The sequence below is a fragment of the Bartonella sp. MU70NMGDW genome, from assembly GCF_042194085.1.
Lineage (GTDB): Bacteria > Pseudomonadota > Alphaproteobacteria > Rhizobiales > Rhizobiaceae > Bartonella > Bartonella grahamii.
The window spans coordinates 1-1,364 of the sequence record NZ_JBHIMK010000305.1 but is presented as its reverse complement, the minus strand read 5'-3'; the positions used below and the strand labels follow the sequence as shown (position 1 = coordinate 1,364).

At 35.4% G+C, this 1,364-nt stretch carries 1 pseudogene; it reads right to left on the bottom strand.

Annotated features, from left to right (window positions below):
* Positions 1 to 222: 222 nt before the first annotated feature.
* Positions 223 to 797 (bottom strand): annotated as a pseudogene (locus tag ACFIKE_RS10635) (hemagglutinin repeat-containing protein); the annotation flags it as partial.
* Between the last annotated feature and the right edge of the window lie 567 nt (positions 798 to 1,364).

Sequence of the window (1,364 nt, the reverse complement as noted above, 5' to 3'; positions counted from 1 at the left end):
AATGAGGTTAAGTAAATAATTTCGTAAGTAGACATAATCTTTTTCGTCATCATTTACGAGATATAATGGATTCTAATGGATTCGCTATTGATAGAGCCTTATCAACCGGCCCCAAAAGATAGATATCTGTTTTCTTTGCTATATTGTGGATGCCACGCTTTTTAAAGTCACGCAATCCTTTACCTACTATTATAGCACCTTGGGCTATGTGCACTAACAATCGCTGCTGCTCTTTTTAAACTGAAAACCAAAGCCTGTGCATTCTTCCTATGTGCTTGAGCTTATGACTATTATGACCCACAAACAACATTGACATCATGCGCTGCCGAAAGGTTAATATCCTCCCCAGCAAAATCAAAGCCTACTACGCTCACATCTTTTTTCTTGGCCGTAATGTTGATATTACCGTCAGCATTGAGAGAAGAGCCTTGATGTTCAAAACTTTCTTCATTTTCTGTTGTTGTTTCACTCCCGTATATCGAAACAAAATTTTTTCCTGAACACACAGCAAAACCTGTTTCATGCATCTGTGAATGGCTGCTATGATGGTCTGTCATGCCAACTATCGTCACATATTCTCCCATTACATTGATATCTTGACGGGAAATCAGATGAGAAGCAATAATCGTAGCATCTCCTTGTACATCCATATCAATTTTTCCCGTTGCTTCAAGGATAGAGGAAATCATTGTGGTGTACGTTTCAGAGCTATTGGAAGATTTCTCGTTTAAAAAGCCACTTTCCGATGATTGTTTTTGCTGGTCGTAGTATTCTTGAGCGCCTTTTATAGTAACATTGAATAATTTTGCACCAAAATACAGTTGCGGAGTGCATTTTGTCCGCCTCCACTTGTAATAAAAATTACTCTCGTATCAATATTATAAAAAATAAGTTTGATCCTTACTCTTTTGATCGCAATAACAACAAGAATCGTAAAACTGTCACACGGTCATTGTTCTCTTTAATTCACTCTTCTATGAGATTTTATTATGATACCTTGCTGCTCTTTATTGAAGTTTTTGCAAACACAATGATACAATGACTTTATTATCCACTATCTTCTAACAACGCCAATCCTCTTTGAGAAAAAATAATAGAAACAGTTCTTACGATAACTTCTCTTGTGAAACAGAACTCCATTAATACGTTTAGAAAAAGATATCTGCCTATAAGCTTGTATATAGTAAAATCTATTTGCACTGTTAGACGTTTTAACATGAAAGACTTATATTGATTGCATGGCTCACCATCAAAAAACGCCTAATATTTATATGATTTGGCCGTTAGCATAAGCAATGGCTTATAAAAACTTCCAAAGCGAAATAATAACGAGCAGATTTTTTTCAATCTAGATTGTTCTAATT